At 68.3% G+C, this 15,105-nt stretch carries 13 protein-coding genes; 3 read left to right on the forward strand and 10 right to left on the reverse strand.

The window, feature by feature from the left end; genetic code table 11:
- Positions 1 to 4: 4 nt before the first annotated feature.
- The 6 genes from ACI766_RS05955 to ACI766_RS05980 all read right to left on the reverse strand — a co-directional run bounded on the left by ACI766_RS05955 (position 5) and on the right by ACI766_RS05980 (position 6,309).
- On the reverse strand, positions 5 to 1,285 hold the full coding sequence (locus ACI766_RS05955; protein ID WP_003105394.1) for a TRAP transporter large permease: 1,281 nt from the start codon (positions 1,283 to 1,285) through the stop codon (positions 5 to 7).
- Positions 1,282 to 1,776, reverse strand: a complete 495-nt coding sequence (locus tag ACI766_RS05960; protein WP_003105397.1) for a TRAP transporter small permease — start codon at positions 1,774 to 1,776, stop codon at positions 1,282 to 1,284. Before ACI766_RS05960 ends, ACI766_RS05955 begins: the two co-directional genes overlap by 4 nt.
- A 74-nt stretch (positions 1,777 to 1,850) precedes the next feature.
- The gene (gene dctP / locus ACI766_RS05965; protein WP_003105399.1) at positions 1,851 to 2,891 is read right to left on the reverse strand and encodes a TRAP transporter substrate-binding protein DctP; all 1,041 of its coding nucleotides are present in this window, start codon (positions 2,889 to 2,891) and stop codon (positions 1,851 to 1,853) included.
- Positions 2,892 to 3,042: 151 nt separating this feature from the next.
- Entirely contained in the window at positions 3,043 to 3,978 is a 936-nt protein-coding gene (locus ACI766_RS05970; protein WP_003092728.1) for a LysR family transcriptional regulator, read from the reverse strand.
- A 6-nt stretch (positions 3,979 to 3,984) separates the two neighbouring features.
- Positions 3,985 to 5,364 (reverse strand): exodeoxyribonuclease VII large subunit, encoded by a 1,380-nt coding sequence (gene xseA, locus ACI766_RS05975; RefSeq protein WP_003113813.1) that lies wholly within the window; start codon positions 5,362 to 5,364, stop codon positions 3,985 to 3,987.
- 36 nt (positions 5,365 to 5,400) lie between these two features.
- The gene (locus ACI766_RS05980; RefSeq protein ID WP_003137872.1) at positions 5,401 to 6,309 is read right to left on the reverse strand and encodes a LysR family transcriptional regulator; all 909 of its coding nucleotides are present in this window, start codon (positions 6,307 to 6,309) and stop codon (positions 5,401 to 5,403) included.
- Positions 6,310 to 6,416: 107 nt separating this feature from the next.
- Between ACI766_RS05980 and ACI766_RS05985 the strand changes: the two genes are divergently transcribed.
- Complete coding sequence (locus ACI766_RS05985) at positions 6,417 to 7,199, forward strand: sulfite exporter TauE/SafE family protein (protein ID WP_003113815.1); 783 nt, start codon at positions 6,417 to 6,419, stop codon at positions 7,197 to 7,199.
- Here ACI766_RS05985 and ACI766_RS05990 read toward each other — a convergent pair.
- The 4 genes from ACI766_RS05990 to ACI766_RS06005 form a co-directional block, all read right to left on the reverse strand.
- On the reverse strand, positions 7,184 to 8,326 hold the full coding sequence (locus ACI766_RS05990; protein WP_003105893.1) for a class II histone deacetylase: 1,143 nt from the start codon (positions 8,324 to 8,326) through the stop codon (positions 7,184 to 7,186). The genes ACI766_RS05985 and ACI766_RS05990 overlap by 16 nt on opposite strands.
- Before the next feature lie 29 nt (positions 8,327 to 8,355).
- Positions 8,356 to 9,513 carry an MFS transporter gene (locus ACI766_RS05995; RefSeq protein ID WP_016263149.1) on the reverse strand — a complete coding sequence of 386 codons (1,158 nt, stop codon included), beginning with the start codon at positions 9,511 to 9,513 and terminating at the stop codon, positions 8,356 to 8,358.
- 12 nt (positions 9,514 to 9,525) lie between these two features.
- A complete protein-coding gene (locus ACI766_RS06000; RefSeq protein ID WP_004345610.1) occupies positions 9,526 to 10,422 on the reverse strand; it encodes a transporter in 897 nt (298 codons plus the stop codon).
- A gap of 134 nt (positions 10,423 to 10,556) precedes the next feature.
- Positions 10,557 to 11,534, reverse strand: coding sequence for a helix-turn-helix transcriptional regulator (locus tag ACI766_RS06005; protein ID WP_003119304.1), 978 nt, complete (start codon positions 11,532 to 11,534; stop codon positions 10,557 to 10,559).
- Positions 11,535 to 11,797: 263 nt separating this feature from the next.
- Here ACI766_RS06005 and guaB point away from each other — a divergent pair, with 263 nt between their 5' ends.
- Together guaB and guaA are read left to right on the forward strand one after the other, a co-directional pair.
- Positions 11,798 to 13,267 (forward strand): IMP dehydrogenase, encoded by a 1,470-nt coding sequence (gene guaB / locus ACI766_RS06010; protein ID WP_003092702.1) that lies wholly within the window; start codon positions 11,798 to 11,800, stop codon positions 13,265 to 13,267.
- 79 nt (positions 13,268 to 13,346) lie between these two features.
- Entirely contained in the window at positions 13,347 to 14,924 is a 1,578-nt protein-coding gene (guaA, locus tag ACI766_RS06015) for a glutamine-hydrolyzing GMP synthase (protein ID WP_003105901.1), read from the forward strand.
- Positions 14,925 to 15,105 lie beyond the last annotated feature (181 nt).

The following is a 15,105-nucleotide window of genomic DNA, read 5'->3' on the forward strand; positions in this document are numbered from 1 at the left end:
GGCGTCAATTGAGCAGGCGTGGCAGCCACAGGGTCAGGGACGGGAACAGGATCAGCAGCGACAGCACCCCCAGGGCCACGAGGATGAACGGCCAGATACCCTTGAACATTTCCAGGATATCGAGGCGGCTGATGGTCGCCACGATGAACAGGCAGGCGCCCATTGGCGGGGTGATCAGGGCGATGGTGATGTTCAGGGTGAAGATCAGCCCCAGGTGCACCGGATCCACGCCGGCGGCCAGCGCCACCGGAGCGACTATCGGCGTCAGCAGCATCAGTACCGAGACTTCTTCCATGAGCATGCCGCAGACGAAGATCACCGCGCTGATGATGAACAGCATCAGGGTCGGCGAGTGGCCGAACGGCTCCAGCAACTGGGCGAACTCGCTGGCGACCTGGGCGTAGTTGAGCAACCAGTTGACCACCGAAGCGGCGGCGATGATCACGTAGATGCTGGCGGTCAGGCGTACCGTCTCGCGCAGCGAGTTCCACAGCCCGACCAGGCTCAGTTGGCGCTGGAGCAGACCGACCAGCGCCACGTAGAGAGCGATCAAGGCGCCCGACTCGGTGGGCGTGACCAGTCCCAGGACGATTCCGGCGACGATGATCACCGGCGCGATCAGCGCGGTCAGGGCGCCGGACAGCGCCGCCAGGATCTCGCCCCAGGCCGGCGCCGCATGGCGCGCCTGCAGCCCGTTGCGGTAGGCGTACACCGCGTTCAGCAGCATGAAGGCGGCGGCCAGCAGCAGGCCGGGAATCACCCCGGCGAGGAACAGCTCGCCCACCGAGGTGTTGGTCAGCGAGGAATAGAGGATCATGAAGATGCTCGGCGGGATGATCGGACCGATCAGCGAGCTGCCCGCGGTCAGCCCGGCGGCGAAGCGCCGCGAGTAGCCTTCCTTTTCCATGGCCGGCACCAGCAGGGTGCTGAGTGCCGAAGCGTCGGCCGCGGCGGACCCGTTGACCCCGGCGAAGAACACCCCGGCGACCACGTTGACGTGGCCGAGGCCGCCGCGGAAGTGGCCGACCAGGGCGTTGGCCAGGCGCATCAGGCGCGGGGTCATGCCGGAATGGTTCATCAGGTTGCCGGCCAGCACGAACAGCGGGATCGCCATCAGCGAGAAGATGTCCATGCCGCCGAAGAAGCGCTGCGGCAGGGTGTTGGCGAACAGCGCCGGGTCGACGAAGAGGAACCCCACCAGCGCGGTGAGCAGCAGGCAGAGGAACAGCGGCAGGCCGAGCAGGAGGTTGACCACGAAGGCTGCGATCATGGCGATGGCCATCATGCCTGCGACCCTCCCTCGACGGTGGTGCTGGCCGGCTGCCGCGGCCAGGGCCCCTGGAGCAACAGCATGAGGGTCAGCAGGCCGAAGCCGAGCGGCAGGCTGAGCAACGGCCAGGTGCGGCTGACGCCCAGGCCGAGGCTGCGGAAGCGCCCGGCGTTCAGCGCGTAGCGGGTGCTGACCCAGGCGGCGAAGGCGAAGAAGGCCAGCGCCAGCAGCCACTGGTAGAGCCTGAGGGCCTGCGCCAGGCGCGGCGGCAGGCGTTGTTCCAGCAGGTTGACGCGCATGTGCCCGCCTTCCATCCATACCGCGCCGAGCGCCAGCATTACTGCGCCGATGATGAGGTAGCGGGCCAGTTCGTCCATCCAGATCGGCGAGCTGCCGAGCAGGTAGCGGGCGAACACGCCGTAGATGAGCAGGACCAGGTCGAGCAGCAACAGCAGCGTGGCGAGGTTCAGCAACGCGGCGCGCATGCCCTTGAGCAATGACGGCATGGGAGGTACTCCGGAAAGTCGGACAGGCGCGCCCGGCCGACGGCAGCGGCCGTCGGGGGGGCAACGCGCGAAGGTCAGGGGGCGGTGGCGAGACCGGCGTCGCGGAAGGCCATCTCGGTCCAGCGCGGCTCGATGTCCTGGGTCTTCAGCCAGGCCAGGTAGGACGGCTGGCCTTTCTCGCGGAAGGCGGCGAGGTCATCGGCGGACGGCTGGATGATCTGCATGCCCTTTTCCTTGAGGAACGCCAGGTCGCGCTCCTGCTGGGCAGCGACCGCCTCGCGGTTCAGCCGGGTGGCTTCGGCGGCGGCGTCGAGCAGGGCCTGGCGCTCCTTTGCCGGGAGGCTGGCGAGCAGATCGCCGTTGGCCACCAGGAACTGGTCGGAGTACTGGATGTTGGCCAGGGTCAGGTACTTCTGCACCTGGTAGAGGCTGCCGAGGATGATGTAGGAGGTCGGGTTCATCTGGCCGTCGGCGACGCCGGTGCGCAGGCCCATGTACAACTCGGTCCAGGGGATCGGCGTGCCGGAGGCGCCGAAGGCTTCGTAGAGCGCCACCTGGCTGGGATCCATGGCGCGGAAGCGCAGGCCCTGGAAGTCCGCCGGGCCGTGGATCGGCTTCTTGCCGTTGGTGAAGTTGAGGAAGCCGCCTTCCTCGACCACCGCCAGCAGCTCGGTGCCGGTGCGCTCGCGGAAGGCCTCGCGGGCGGCCTGCCAGTAGCTGCCGCTGTCGAAGAAGGCGTGGGCCGCGGCGGCGTCCTTGAACATGAAGGGCGTGGCGCTGACGTAGATCTCCGGGAACAGCGGGGCGATCCCGGCGAAGGAGGCGATGTTCAGGCCGGGGCCGGTCATCACCTGTTCCATGCGCTGCTCCTCTTCGCCGAGCATGCTGTTGGGGTAGAGCTTGAACTGCAGTTCGCCGCCGCTCTTTTCCTCGGCCAGGCGCTTGAGGTTGCTGGCGAACAGGTGCACCAGGTTCTTCTCGCTGTCGGCGGCGCCGTTATAGCTCAGGTTGAGGGTGGTGGCGGCCTGGGCGAGGCTGCCGCCCAGGCCCAGGGCGGCGGCCAGCAGTCCGGCGGCGAAGCGGCGGGCGAGGCCGCGGCGCGGATTCGTGTGCATGTTGTTTTCCTTATGGCAGTCCGAACGGTCGAGGGATCGGCGGCACTTCTTGTCGGGGCGCGGGGCCGGGTGCTCGCACGAAAGCGAAGCAACGCTAGCCGTTGTCTCGTTGACTATTCAAGTCCGGACGTGATGCGAAAAAGGCAACGCCTCAGCGCTGCGAGAGCCCGGGCGCGTCGCCGCTGAAGAAGCGCATGCCGCGGCGCAGGTGTTCCAGGCAGGCGATCGCCGCCACGGTCAGCTCGCGGCCCTTGTGGCTGACGATCCGCGCGCGGGCGTCGCGCAGCGCCGGGTGGGCCAGCGGCAGGCAACGGATATGCCCGGCCTCGATCTCGTGGCTGACCGTCAACTCCGGCATGAAGGCCACGCCGATGCCGGACTTGACGAAATTGGTCAGCACCGCCACCGAGTTGGTGCGCAGCTTCGGCCTTAGCTCGATGCGCTCCAGTTGGGCGGCGATCACCGCCAGTTGGCCCATGCCGGTGCTGTTGTGGATCAACGCCAGCGACTCGTTGCGCAGCGCGCGCATCGGCACCGCGCCGCGGTGTCCGGCGAGGGCATGGTTGGCGGGGATGATCAGGTCGAGGGGCTGGCGGGTGTCGACGTGCACGTCCAGTTCGCCGTCCTCGACCGGGGCGTAGACCAGGGCCAGGTCGACGGCGTCTTCCTTGACCAGCGCCACGCCTTCGTTGGCCCCGGCCATGCGGACCTCCAGCTCGATGCCGGGGTAGCGCAGGATGAAACTCTGCAATGGCTGGGAGATCAGGTCGGCGATGAAGCCCTCGCCGACCGCCAGGCGCACCTTGCCCTGGCGCAGCCCCTGCAGGGCCGACAGACGCGACAGCACGCCCTCTTCGTTGGCCCGTTGCTGGCGGTAGTGCGCCACCAGCAGCTCGCCGGCCTCGGTAGGCGCCACGCCTTGCGGGGTGCGTTGCAGGAGGCGCACGCCGAGATGTTCCTCCAGGCTGGCGAGCTGCCGGCTGATGGCCGAGGGGTCGATGTTCAGGTGCTGGGCGGCGCGGCGAAGAGAACCGTGGTGGATCACCTCGTTGAGGTAGGCCAGGGCGCGCTGGCTGAGGCGGATCATCGCGGCTCAGTCCAGCAGCGACAGGGTCACCGGCGTCCGGTGGTTGTCCTCGACCCGCACCTCCAGTTCGCCTTCCGCCAGGCGCGCCTTCAGGCGCTGTCCCGGCTGGGTCTGGCCGGCATCGCGGATCGCCCGGCCACGCTCGTCGAGGAGGATGCTGTAGCCGCGGCCCAGGGTCGCCAGCGGGCTGACCACGTTGAGCGTCTGCGCCAGTCCTTCGAGGCGCTGACGACGATCCTTCAGTACCTCGCGGGCGGCGCGCGGCAGGCGCGCGGCGAGGCTGTCGAGCTTCTGCCGGAGCAGCGCCAGGGTGCGGCCCGGATGCTGTGCGGCGAGACGTGTCTCCAGGCGGACCAGGCGTTCGTGGCGGACCGCCAGCTGGCGCTCGAAGGCACGGCGCAGGCGCATGTCCAGGTCGTCCAGGCGCTGCGCCTGCTGACGCAGGCGTTCGCCGGGATGGCGCAGGCGGCGGGCGACGCCTTCCAGGCGCAGGCGTTCGCGCAGCAACTGGTCGCGCATGCGCAGCACCAGGCGCCGGCGCAGGCCGTCGAGACGCTGCTGCAGGTCGCCGGCGTTGGGCGCCAGCAGTTCGGCGGCGGCCGAAGGCGTCGGCGCGCGCACGTCGGCGACGAAGTCGCTGATCGATACGTCGGTCTCGTGGCCGACCGCGCTGACGATCGGCGTGGCGCAGGCCGCCACGGCGCGCGCCACCGCTTCTTCGTTGAAGCACCAGAGGTCTTCCAGGGAACCGCCGCCACGGGCCAGGATCAGCGCGTCGAAGCCCTGCCGGTCGGCCAGTTGTAGCGCGCGGACGATCTGCGCGACGGCCTCGCGGCCCTGCACTGCGGTGGGCACCAGGGTCAGCTCGACCTGCGGTGCGCGGCGGCGAAACACGCTGATGATGTCGCGGATCACCGCCCCGCTGGGCGAACTGACGATACCGATGCGGCGCGGATGGGCGGGCAGCGGACGCTTGCGTTCGCTGGCGAACAGGCCTTCGCCGGCGAGTTTTTCCTTCAATGCCTCGAAGGCCAGGCGCAGGGCGCCGTCGCCGGCCGGCTCGACGGTATCGGCGATCAACTGGTAGTCGCCGCGTCCCTCGAACAGCGAGATCTTTCCGCGCACCTTTACCGCCAGCCCGTCGCGCAAGGCCTGGCGTACGCGCAGGGCGTTCTGCCGGAACAGCGCGCAGCGGATCTGCGCGTTGCTGTCCTTGAGGGTGAAGTAGACATGTCCGGAGGCCGGCCGGGCGAGGTTGGACAGCTCGCCCTCGACCCATACCTGCGGGAACACGTCTTCCAGCAGCAGGCGGGCGCGCTGGTTCAGTTGGCTGACGGTCAGCACCTCGCGATCGAGGCCGAGCCGTTGGAAGGGATCGTTACGCATGGGCGGCATGATAAGGCGGCGCACCGGGATGTGCGATCAATCCTTGGCTTCGTTCGGCAGATTCTCCAGGAAATATTCGACGAAGCCTTCCACCAGGGGACTATCGTCGCGTCGCCAGGCCAGCGCCACCTCGCTGTATGCCTCGGCCTCGGCCAGAGACATGAAGCGCACGGCGGGCGGTGCGATGGCGCGCATCGAGGCGGGCACCAGGGCGACGCCGAAGCCGGCCTCGATCAGTTGCAACTGGCTGGTCTTGCGCGACAGCGCGCGCGCCGGGCGTGGGTAGAAACCGGCGCCGAGGCAGAGTTCGGCGGCGCGATAGCTGAGGCCGCCGCGTTGCAGGTGGGGAATGGAGACGAAGGTTTCTCCGGCCAGGGCGGCCAGGGCCACGGGGGCTTCACGGCGGGCCAGCGGATGGTCGGCGGCGAGAGCCAGGAGCAACGGCTCGCGGTACAGGGCGCGCAGGTGCAGCCGGGGATGCTGGCGCAGCACCGGCAGGCGCAGCAGGCCAAGGTCCAGGCGTCCTTCGGCGAGATCGGCGAGTTGCTGCTCGGAGGATTGCTGGGTCAGTTCCAGGCGGACGCCGCTCTGCGCCGCGAGGTAGCCGCGCAGCGCCGCTTGCAGGCCGCCCACCAGCGGCACCGAGCTGGAGTGCCCCAGGCGCAGCAGGCCATGGCCGCCTTCGCCGACCTCGCGAGCCAGGCGCCGGGCGGCCTCCAGGTCGCCGAGCAGGCGCTGCGCGCGTGGCAGGAAGGCGCGACCGGCCGGCGTCAGCTCGACCTGGCGCGGACCGCGGCGGAGCAGTGGGGTGCCGATGCTGTCCTCCAGTTCGCGCACCTGCCGGCTGAGCGCCGACTGGGCGACGAACAGGCGTTCGGCGGCACGGCTGAAGCCGCCGGACTCGACGATTTCGACGAAGTAATGGAGTTGCCGCAAAGAGATCATCGGAAGATTACCCATGCCTTTTCGAGATGGCTACAGGGCTCGGATTGTATTGGCTGGCGCGCCGTTGCGCTCGCTAGAGTGCGCAGGTCGTCGTTCCGGGAGTCGCCATGTCCTCGCTCGATCCGTCAGTCCTGTTCGCCGCCCTGCCGTTCAGCCTATGGCAATGGCTGCTGGTCGAACTGGCCATCGTCCTCGCCTATGTGGTGTTCGGCATCGCCGGCTTCGGCACCGCGCTGGTCGCCGGCCCGTTGCTGGCCGGGGTGCTGCCGCTGTCGCAGATCATTCCGCTGCTGGTCCTGCTGGATTTCAGCGCGTCGTTCGGCAACTGGCTGCCGGCGCGGCGGCAGATCGCCGTCACTGAGCTCAAGCGTCTGCTGCCCTGCATGCTGCTGGGCTGTGCGCTGGGGGCGTACGGACTTCTGGCGCTACGCGCGGAGCTGCTGATGCTGGCCCTCGGCGTGTTCGTCAGTCTCTATGCGCTCTACGCGCTGTTCCTCCAGCCACGCGGCCAGCCGCGCTGGCGGGCGACCTGGGCGTTGCCCTTCGGTGTCTTCGGCGGGCTGTTCGGCGCGTTGTTCGGCAGCGGCGGCTTCCTTTATTCGCTGTACCTGAACGGACGCCTGGCGAGCAAGGAGCAGATGCGCGCCACCCAGAGCGCGCTGATCGGTTGTAGCACCTTCGTCCGCCTGGGGCTGTTCCTGCTCGCCGGGCTGTATGCCGCGCGCGAGCCCTGGCTGCTCGCCGCCTGCCTGCTGCCGGGCATGGCGCTGGGCCTGTGGATCGGCCGTCGGGTGACCCTGCGTCTGTCGCGTGAAGCCTTCGTCCGCCTGGTCACCTGGCTGGTGCTGTGCAGCGGCCTGGCGCTGGTCGGGCGCTACCTGGCCGCTTGAAGCGGCTGCGCCGGGCACAGGCCGAACTGTGCGGCCAGCTCTTCGAGGCGCTGGCGCTGGAAGTCGCGGAACGCCGCGTTGGGCTGCTGCAACTCGATGAAGTCGCGCAGCGGGTCGCGCACCGCGCTGCGCACGCCGCTGAGTTCTTCGATCACAGCCAAGCCGCAGAACGGCACGTAGGCTTCCGAGTAGCCGCCTTCGTGGACCACCACCAGGCGTCCGCCGGCATGCCGCTCGGCCGCGTCGCGGACCATCGCGGTCATCGCCCGGAAGCTGTCGCTGTGCAGTTGCATGCGTGCCAGCGGGTCCACCGCGTTGGCGTCGAAGCCACTGGCGACCACGATCAATTGCGGGCGGAAGCGCTCCAGCGCTGGCAACACGATGCGTTGCATGGCCTGCATGTAGGCGTCGTGACCGCCGCCGGGAAGCAGCGGCACGTTGAGGTTGAAGCCACGACCGCGATCCTCGCCGATGTCTTCGGCGCCGCTGTAGCCAGGCGGGAAGCAGCCGTCCTGATGCAGGGAAATGCTCAGCACGTCGTCGCGCCGGTAGTAGATCGCCTGGGTGCCGTTGCCGTGGTGCACGTCCCAGTCCAGCACCGCGACCCGCTCGACGCCGTGGCGCGCCTTGGCCGCCTCGATGGCCACGGCGATGTTGGCGAAGAAACAGAAGCCCATCGCCTGGTCCGGCAGGCAGTGATGACCTGGCGGCCGCGACAGCGAGTAGGCGTTGTCCGCCTGGCCGGCGAGCACCGCGTCCAGCGCGGCGATGGCCAGGCCGGCGGAGAGCCGGGCGATCTCGTAGCTGCCCGGGCCGATCGGCGCGTCCTGGCCGAGGCTGCCGCCGCCGGCGTCGCTCAACGCCTTGAAGCGTTCCAGATAGTGCGCCGGATGCACGCGCAGCAGGTCCTCGTCGCTCGCCGGCGGTGCGCTGCGCAGTTGCAGGCGGGCGGTCAGGCCGGACACGTCGAGCAGGCTTTTCAGCCGGCGCTTGGTTTCCGGTGATTCGGCGTGTCCGGCGGCGGCAGGCGGTTGCACCCAGCCGCCGACCGGCAGGGTCAGCGCGTGCGGGCCGGCGGCGTGCCAGAGGCAGAGTTCGTCGAAGAAGAAAGCGGTACGTCGGGTCATGGCGGGTATCCGTGGTTCGGGAAAGGGTTTCAGCGTGGCCGGCAGGCCAGGGCCAGCAGCAGCGAGAGGGCGGCCAGGCCGGCGGCGATCGGCAGCAGCGGGAGGAAACCGCCGCTGCCTTCGATGAGTCGTCCGGCCAGCGCCGGGCCGATGGCCAGCCCGCCGCCGATGACCAGGTTGGAGGCGTTCATCAGGCGGCCGGAGCGGTCCAGGTCGGCGAGGCAGGCGAGGATGAACGGCAGGGCGAAGGTCCAGGTGAACTTGAACAGCAGCGCGGCCAGGGCGAAGCGCGCCAGCGGTGGCTGGCCGATCAGCAGGAGGATCGCCGCGGCCATCGCCAGGTAGCCGCCGAGCAGCATCAGGTCGCGCGGCAGGCGGTTGCCGATGAAGGAGGCGCAGGCCGCCCCGGCGATGCCCATCAGGGTGGCGCCGGCGAGTACCTCGCCGCTGGCGCCGGCACCGATCCCCGCGCCTTCGGCGATGGCGCCGATGAAGGTCCAGACGCCGCTGAGGCTGATATAGAAGGTGAGCACGGCGAGGATACCCAGCCCGACCCGCAGTCGCGAGTGAACCGCGCCGGTACTGGCGCGGGCTTCCGCTGGCGGGCTGCCACTGGGGAAGGCCCGCGACAACGGCAGGGCGAGGCCCATCAGGCCGGCCAGCAACAGGTAGCAGGCGGCCAGGCCGAAGCGTTCGAACAGCGCCGGCAGCAGTGCCAGGCCGACGGCGCCGACCACCAGTTGGCCCATCACCCAGAGCCCGTAGACCCGGCTCGGGGTGGCGGTGCTGGCGGCGCTGGACAGGCAGAGGATCATCAGCGAGCCGCCGGCGAGGGCGCTGCAGAAACGCAGGGCGAGCAGCAGCGGGTAGCTGCCGGCCAGCGCCGAGGCCAGGTTGGCGGCGATGAACAGCAGGCCGGCGAGCAGCGCCGCGTGGCGCCAATCGACGCGTTTCAGCCAATGGAAGGCCGGCAGCGTCGCCAGGCTCATGGCGCCCAGCTCCACCGAAAACAGGTCGCCGACCCGCGCCGGGCTCAGTTGCCACTGGGTCGCCAGTTGCGCGGCGACGGCGGGGGCGGTCATCAGGATGGTCGGGGTGATCGCGGCGAACACCACGATGGCCGCGAGCAGCGCGAGGTTGCCGGACGCCGGAGAGGCGCTGGCGAGAGTCTTGTCGGAAGCGCTCATGGCTGCGCCTCCTCAGAACACATGGACCAGGCGCAACAGGGCCTGGCTGCCATGGAAAGCATTGTCGGTGGCGACGTTGCGCGAGAGACCGAACATCAGGCTGTTGCGCCGGTCCAGCCAGTGGCCTAGCTCGAAGCCGAGTTGGGTGTAGCGCTGGTGGGTGTCGTCGAGGGTATGGCCCTGCAGCTTCAGTTCGCCGCCATCGGCGTGCACCAGCTTGAGGGCGCCGTAGGTGCTCTGGCTGAAGTCGTAGGAGGCGAAGGCCTGCAGGCGATAGAGCGGTTTCTGTTCCAGGTCGCTGCCGAAGTAGTCGTCGTTCTTCGCGTAGAACTGCGCTTCCAGGTTGGCTTCCAGCACCCAGTCGCGGCCGATGCCCTGGGTGTAGTTGTAGACGAAGGTGGCGCCCCAGCGGTTGGCGCCGGGCGAGACATCGGGGTTCTTCGCGTGGTACTCGCCCAGCGGCAGGGTGATCAGGGTCAGCAGGCCGCTGTAGCGGCGCCGTTCCGGGTCGTTGATGAAGAACAGGGTGCCGCCGACCTGGGGATCGCCGAAACCGGTCTCGCCGGTATGCCCGGCGCTGCCGGGCAGGCGCGCATCGATGTCGACGAAGGGAATGATGAACTGCGGCGTGCAGAGAGTGCCGCAGATGTCGCTGAAGAACACCTGGCGGTAGGCCATCGCGTTGGTCTTCAGTTCGGCCTTGCCGTTGCGATCGGCCGGCCCGTGGAACTCATGGGCGCGGGTCGCCGGCAGGTAGAGCACGCCGAGCGTGGTGCCTGCTGGGGCGCCGAAGAAGTCGCGGGCGTTGAGGTCGGCGGCGCCGGCTTCGGCGCCCAGCAGGAGCGGGATGCCGAGCAGCGCGAGGGCGCTGGCGGTCGGTGCGGCCATCGAGGCGGTGCGGTGGGTCATGTGTCGGTCTCCCCGGTCGTTGTGTGCCCGGCGTTCGTCGCGCCGGTGGTGGTTGCGCCTTTTCGCAGGCGAAAGGGCGCCCATGCCGCCCATGGCGGGGCGGGCGAAGCGGTGATGGCAGGGGTGGAGGGCTGTCAGCCAGGCGGGAACTGGTGCAGCAGGTGGGCGATGCTCGCCTTGTCGTTGACGCCGAGCTTGGAATAGATGGTGCGTATGTGATGGCGCACGGTGTTCGGCGCCAGGCCGAGGTCGCGGGCGATCTGCTTGTAGGTCTTGCCTTCGCTGAACAGCAGGGCGACGTCGCCTTCGCGATTGCTCAACTGTTCGATCGCGCTCGGTTGCCGCGCGGTGAGCAGGTAGAGGTCGCCGACCTGCCGCGAGTCGATCACCAGGCGCGCATCGCGATAGCCCTGCGGGCTGGTTTCCTCCGGCAACTGCGGACCGGTCCAGCCCGGCCAGGCGCCGAGCAGCAGGTCGACGAAGCCGCGTTCGGCGCAATGCAGCACGCCGTAGCGATCGCATACCGCCATGGCCAGAGCCTGGCGTTCGAGGGATTCGCGCAGGGCCACCAGGGTACGGATCTGGTTGGCCGAGACGGCCGCGGCCAGGTGCGCCGAGAGTTGCCCGAGGAGCAGTTTCTCCTGGTCCGCGAAGGGCGGGCCGCCAGGCGTGCGATAGAGGGCGACATGGTCGCTGAGGCGGGTGATCGGATCGACGTGGATCACGCAGAGCAGCTCACCGATGTCGTGACGCGCGCCAAGCCAGCGCAGCCCGGCGGTGGCCTGCATGTCAACGGCCACGGCGGTGCCCGGGCGGGCGTGTACCAGGCCGACGGTGATGTCGTCGTGGCTGATCGATTTCCAGTCCTCGACATAGTGCTCTTCGAGGTTGAACAGGTGTGCGCTGTGCTCCACCGGCACGCCGTCGATCAGCGCCGCGCGGCCCCACCAGGCACGCTGGAACGGCACCAGTTGCTGCAGACGTTCCAGCGCGGTGCGATGGAAACGCTCCAGGGTCTTGTCGCGCGCCAGCCGGTTGATGTCCAGCACGGCGGCGCCGAACGCCGCGAGCAAGGCTGCGGATGACGAATGCGGGTCAGTGCTCCCTTTCATTCTCTCCCCCGTCCCACTTTTATAGTTCTTGGAATCGGCGTCCCGCCGCCTGGGCGGTCGCTGGGTGACGTACGCAGTATCCGGCCATCCGCCGCCGCGCTGCCATCCTGCAAATGCGGGATAGGACAGGCGGAACGGGGCCTGGCGGGCGCCTTGCAAGATATTTGCCCATTCGCCGTTTTCGGCGATCAACTGCGTTGAGCGGAAGCCCGTGGCTGGGTATAATGTCGCGCTTCCATTTTTCCCGTCTGGGAGCGCCCGCCATGCTGCGAATCAGTCAAGAAGCCCTGACTTTCGACGACGTCCTTCTGATCCCCGGTTATTCCGAAGTCCTGCCCAAGGACGTGAGTTTGAAAACTCGCCTGACCCGCGGCATCGAACTGAACATCCCGCTGGTATCCGCCGCGATGGATACCGTGACCGAAGCCCGCCTGGCCATCGCCATGGCCCAGGAAGGCGGCATCGGCATCATCCACAAGAACATGGGCATCGAGCAGCAGGCCGCGGAAGTCCGCAAGGTCAAGAAGCACGAAACGGCCATCGTCCGCGACCCGGTCACCGTGACCCCCTCGACCAAGATCATCGAACTGCTGCAGATGGCCCGCGAGTACGGCTTCTCCGGTTTCCCGGTGGTGGAGCAGGGCGAGCTGGTCGGTATCGTCACCGGTCGCGACCTGCGGGTGAAGCCGAACGCCGGCGATACCGTCGCCGCGATCATGACCCCGAAGGACAAGCTGGTCACCGCCCGCGAAGGCACCCCGCTGGAAGAGATGAAGGCCAAGCTCTACGAGAACCGCATCGAGAAGATGCTGGTAGTCGACGAGAACTTCTACCTGCGTGGCCTGGTGACCTTCCGTGACATCGAGAAGGCCAAGACCTACCCGCTGGCGTCCAAGGACGAGCAGGGCCGCCTGCGCGTCGGCGCCGCCGTCGGCACCGGCGCCGATACCGGCGAGCGCGTTGCCGCGCTGGTCGCCGCCGGGGTCGACGTGGTGGTGGTGGACACCGCCCACGGCCACTCCAAGGGCGTGATCGAGCGTGTGCGCTGGGTCAAGCAGACCTTCCCGGACGTCCAGGTGATCGGCGGCAACATCGCCACCGCCGAGGCCGCCAAGGCCCTCGCCGAGGCTGGCGCCGACGCGGTCAAGGTCGGCATCGGCCCGGGCTCGATCTGCACCACCCGCATCGTCGCCGGTGTCGGCGTGCCGCAGATCTCCGCCATCGCCAACGTTGCCGCCGCCCTCGAAGGCACCGGCGTACCGCTGATCGCCGACGGCGGCATCCGCTTCTCCGGCGACCTGGCCAAGGCCATGGTCGCCGGCGCCTACTGTGTGATGATGGGCTCGATGTTCGCCGGTACCGAGGAAGCGCCGGGCGAGATCGAGCTGTTCCAGGGCCGTTCCTACAAGTCCTACCGCGGCATGGGTTCGCTGGGCGCCATGTCCGGCTCCCAGGGCTCGTCCGACCGCTACTTCCAGGACGCCTCCGCCGGCGCCGAGAAGCTGGTGCCGGAAGGCATCGAGGGTCGCGTGCCGTACAAGGGTGCCCTGTCCGCCATCGTCCACCAGCTGATGGGCGGCCTGCGCGCCGCCATGGGCTACACCGGCAGCGCCGACATCCAGCAGATGCGCACGCAGCCGCAGTTCGTCCGGATCACCGGCGCGGGCATGGCCGAGTCCCATGTCCACGACGTCCAGATCACCAAGGAAGCCCCCAACTACCGGGTTGGTTGAGGCTGATTGAAATGAGTGCTGCACGGGGCTGTTCGATTCAGCCCCGTGTCGTTTTCGAATTCCGTAGCGAGAGATGGCCATGTCCCAAGACATTCACGCCCACCGTATCCTGATCCTCGATTTCGGCTCCCAGTACACCCAACTGATCGCTCGCCGCGTGCGCGAGATCGGCGTGTATTGCGAAATCCATCCCTTCGACATGAGCAACGAGGCGATCATCGCCTTCGCGCCGCGCGGCATCATCCTCGCCGGTGGCCCCGAGTCGGTACACGAAGCCGACAGCCCGCGCGCGCCGCAGGCGGTGTTCGACCTGAAGGTGCCGCTGTTCGGCATCTGCTACGGCATGCAGACCATGGCCGAGCAGATGGGCGGCAAGGTGCAGGGCTCCGACCTGCGCGAGTTCGGCTACGCCCGCGTCGACGTGGTCGGCAAGGCGCGCCTGCTGGACGGCATCGAGGACCACGTGGACGACGACGGCGTGCTCGGCCTCGACGTGTGGATGAGCCACGGCGACAAGGTCACCGAGATGCCGGCCGGCTTCCACATCCTGGCCAGCACCCCGAGCTGCCCGATCGCCGCCATGGCCGACGATGCCCGCGCCTACTACGGCGTGCAATTCCACCCGGAAGTCACCCACACCAAGCAGGGCCTGCGCATTCTCTCGCGCTTCGTCCTCGACATCTGCGGTTGCGCCGCGCTGTGGACCCCCTCGAACATCGTCGACGACGCCATCGCCACCGTGCGCGCCCAGGTCGGTTCCTCCAAGGTCCTGCTAGGCCTCTCCGGCGGCGTGGACTCCTCGGTGGTCGCCGCGCTGCTGCACAAGGCCATCGGCGACCAACTGACCTGCGTGTTCGTCGACAACGGCCTGCTGCGCCTGCACGAAGGCGACCAGGTGATGGCCATGTTCGCCGAGAACATGGGCGTGAAGGTGATCCGCGCCAACGCCGAGGACAAGTTCCTCGGCCGCCTGGCCGGCGTCGCCGACCCGGAAGAGAAGCGCAAGATCATCGGCCGCACCTTCATCGAAGTTTTCGACGAAGAAGCCACCAAGCTGCAGGACGTGAAGTTCCTCGCCCAGGGCACCATCTACCCCGACGTGATCGAGTCGGCCGGCGCCAAGACCGGCAAGGCCCACGTGATCAAGTCGCACCACAACGTCGGCGGCCTGCCGGAGGACATGCAGTTCGAACTGGTCGAGCCGCTGCGCGAACTGTTCAAGGACGAAGTGCGCAAGATCGGCCTGGAGCTGGGCCTGCCCTACGACATGGTCTACCGCCACCCGTTCCCCGGCCCGGGCCTGGGCGTGCGCATCCTCGGCGAGGTGAAGAAGGAGTACGCCGACCTGCTGCGCCAGGCCGACCACATCTTCATCGAGGAACTGCGCGCCTTCGACTGGTACCACAAGACCAGCCAGGCGTTCGTGGTGTTCCAGCCAGTGAAATCGGTCGGCGTGGTCGGCGACGGCCGTCGCTACGCCTGGGTCGTCGCCCTGCGCGCGGTGGAGACCATCGACTTCATGACCGCGCGCTGGGCGCACCTGCCCTACGAACTGCTGGAGAAGGTCTCGAACCGCATCATCAACGAGATTGCCGGTATCTCCCGGGTCACCTACGACGTGTCGAGCAAGCCGCCGGCGACTATCGAGTGGGAGTGAAGCCACTTCTTCCCTGGTGATTCATCCGAAAGACAACGGCCGTAAGGCCGTTGTCTTTTATGGCTCCGCCAAATGATGTCTGTATAGCGTTGGCTGGTGGTCCGGCAACTGTTTAACGGCCGTTTTACGGTTGAATCGGCCCGTCGATCATGAGATATACTGCTTCGCTTTAATGATGCTT

It is taken from the genome of Pseudomonas sp. DL (assembly GCF_047199225.1).
Lineage (GTDB): Bacteria > Pseudomonadota > Gammaproteobacteria > Pseudomonadales > Pseudomonadaceae > Pseudomonas > Pseudomonas aeruginosa.

Coding starts and splice junctions, on each gene's coding strand:
- ACI766_RS05970 (WP_003092728.1), bottom strand. CDS start 3,978: ATGATCCGCCTCAGCCAGCGCGCCCTGGCCTACCTCAACGAGGTGATC.
- ACI766_RS05990 (WP_003105893.1), bottom strand. CDS start 8,326: ATGACCCGACGTACCGCTTTCTTCTTCGACGAACTCTGCCTCTGGCAC.
- xseA (WP_003113813.1), bottom strand. CDS start 5,364: ATGCGTAACGATCCCTTCCAACGGCTCGGCCTCGATCGCGAGGTGCTG.
- ACI766_RS05960 (WP_003105397.1), bottom strand. CDS start 1,776: ATGCCGTCATTGCTCAAGGGCATGCGCGCCGCGTTGCTGAACCTCGCC.
- ACI766_RS06000 (WP_004345610.1), bottom strand. CDS start 10,422: ATGACCCACCGCACCGCCTCGATGGCCGCACCGACCGCCAGCGCCCTC.
- guaA (WP_003105901.1), top strand. CDS start 13,347: ATGTCCCAAGACATTCACGCCCACCGTATCCTGATCCTCGATTTCGGC.
- dctP (WP_003105399.1), bottom strand. CDS start 2,891: ATGCACACGAATCCGCGCCGCGGCCTCGCCCGCCGCTTCGCCGCCGGA.
- ACI766_RS05995 (WP_016263149.1), bottom strand. CDS start 9,513: ATGAGCGCTTCCGACAAGACTCTCGCCAGCGCCTCTCCGGCGTCCGGC.
- guaB (WP_003092702.1), top strand. CDS start 11,798: ATGCTGCGAATCAGTCAAGAAGCCCTGACTTTCGACGACGTCCTTCTG.
- ACI766_RS05955 (WP_003105394.1), bottom strand. CDS start 1,285: ATGATGGCCATCGCCATGATCGCAGCCTTCGTGGTCAACCTCCTGCTC.
- ACI766_RS05985 (WP_003113815.1), top strand. CDS start 6,417: ATGTCCTCGCTCGATCCGTCAGTCCTGTTCGCCGCCCTGCCGTTCAGC.
- ACI766_RS06005 (WP_003119304.1), bottom strand. CDS start 11,534: ATGAAAGGGAGCACTGACCCGCATTCGTCATCCGCAGCCTTGCTCGCG.
- ACI766_RS05980 (WP_003137872.1), bottom strand. CDS start 6,309: ATGATCTCTTTGCGGCAACTCCATTACTTCGTCGAAATCGTCGAGTCC.